The sequence below is a fragment of the Planomonospora algeriensis genome, assembly GCF_977012225.1.
On the sequence record NZ_CDRNDK010000742.1, the window covers coordinates 1 to 2,056 of the forward strand.

The window sequence follows — 2,056 nt, forward strand, 5'->3', positions numbered from 1 at the left end:
CGGTGGGCGCGGTGCTGGGCGCGGCCGACGGAGGGGCGGTGGTCGCGGTGGGGGTCGGCGTCGTCTCGGGCTCGTCCTGCGCGGGCTCCTCAGGCTCGGCGGGCTCCTCGGGCTCCTCGTCCTCCGGGGACTCGGCGGGGTCGGCCGGAGGGTCGCTCGGAGCGGTGACCGAGCTCTGCGACTGCAGCACGGGGTCGTCCCCGGAGCCGACCAGCACGACGGCCACCCCGGTGATCACCGCGATGCACGCGACACCGATCGCGATCTTGACGCCCAGCCTGCCGAGCAGGGACTCCTCCCCGTCGCCGAGGTCGGTCTCCGCCAGGGAGGTGTCGGTCTCCGGGGTCTCCGGCTGGCGCGGGAACAGGCTCGCCAGCAGCCCGGCGAGACCGGACAGGCGGCGGCGTCCGCGCTCCTGCCAGTCCGGCCCGTAGGCGTCGGCGGCGACCGCCTCCAGCTCGGTGAGGAAGGCGGTGGCGGTCGGCGGCCGGTCGGCGGGGTTCTTGGCCAGACCCCGTTCCACCAGCCCCTGCAGGGCGGGCGGGACCTCCTCGACGGGAGGTTCGAGGGTCTGGTGCTGCCGGGCCAGCGCGGCGACGGTCTGCGCGCGGAAGGGCCGGGCGCCCGTCAGGCACTCGAAGAACACCACGGTGGCGGCGTAGACGTCGGTGGCGGGCGAGGCGGGCGCCCCGGTCCACTGCTCAGGGGACATGTACGGCGGCGTGCCCGCAGGGGCGTCGTCGTCGCCGGAGGAGAGCGCGATGCCGAAGTCGACCAGCTTGCTGGTGCCGTGGGCGTCGACCATGACGTTCTCGGGCTTGAAGTCGCGGTGCACGATCCCCGCCCGGTGTGCGGCGGCGAGGCCCAGCAGCGAGCCCTTGAGCACCACGAGCGCGGCCTCGGGACCGGTCGGCCCCTCCGAGCGGAGGATGGCGCGCAGGGACACGCCGTCCACCAGCTCCATGACGATGGCCGCGCCCTCGCTGGTCTCCACGTAGTCGTACAGCCGGACGGCGTTCGAGCCGTTCAGCCGATGGAGCAGCCGCGCCTCGTGCCGGAAGCGCGCGGCGAAGCCCGCGTCGCCGCGGAGCTCGTCGGACAGGTACTTGATCGCGACCAGCGCGCCCTCGGCGTCGTGCCGGGCCATCACCACGCGCCCGGCGGCACCGGCGCCCAGCTCGCGGATCTCCGTGTAACCAGGGACACGCCAAGCCGATGGCATGCCGTACATAACGGTCTCCTCAGTTGCCGGGCCCCCACCCGTAAAAGAACGGACCGTAGCTTAGCCATGAAACGGCGCATTGCGCTGATAAATCACGAATTCATCTCATAAGGGTGAGTGGCCGGCGGTCATCCGAGCAGGCCGGGCCCTGTTTCGGCCTTCGCGGACGGCGCGGTGTCCTTCGTGCGGTTCGGGGGCGGCTGGACCGGCGCGGGCGGCTTCGGCGACGGCTTCCGGGTCGCGGGCGCCTTGAGCGTCGGCTTCACCGTGATCCGGGTCGTGGGCTTCACCGTGATGCGGGCCGTCGGTTTCACCGTGATGCGGGCCGTGGGCTTCTTCGTGGCCTTGGCCGTCTGCTTCTGCGTGACCCGGGGCGTCGCGCGGTCGGCCGTGGGCCGCTGCGTCGGGGTGGCGCGAGGGGAGGGCTCGGCGGTCGGGGAGGGCTCGGCGCACGGGGCGGTCCTGCCGCTCGCGCTGTCGGAGCGCCCCGACGGCAGCCCGGTCGCCACGACGCTCCACGCCGATCCGCAGGGCGCATTCGGGAAGGCGAACCTGACCGTCCGCGTGTAGCTCGTCGCCCCGGCCAGGGCCACCGTCGTCTGCTGGACGCTCCGGCCCACCCGGAAGACGACGCGCAGGCGCACCTCCCGGGTGTTCGCGGTGCCCACGGTGATCGAGGCGACGGCCGCACCCCTGGCGTTGAGCGCGGCCCGTGCCACGTCCACCCGCCGGACCAGCGGTCTCGGAGCCGCGGTGGGGGTGGGAGTGCGCGTCGGAGTGGGCGCGGCGGTCGGAGTCGGGGTGGGGGTCGGGTGGTGCGGTCGTGGACGGTGG

Annotated in this window: 1 protein-coding gene and 1 pseudogene; both read right to left on the reverse strand. The window is 74.0% G+C overall.

All coding sequences use genetic code 11. The features are described from left to right. The coding region (locus tag ACWJ6R_RS35260) for a serine/threonine-protein kinase (RefSeq protein WP_449066365.1) at nucleotides 1–1,231 on the reverse strand (1,231 nt) is incomplete at its 3' end. A 119-nt stretch (nucleotides 1,232–1,350) separates the two neighbouring features. Then, nucleotides 1,351–2,056 (reverse strand): annotated as a pseudogene (locus ACWJ6R_RS35265) (hypothetical protein); the annotation flags it as partial.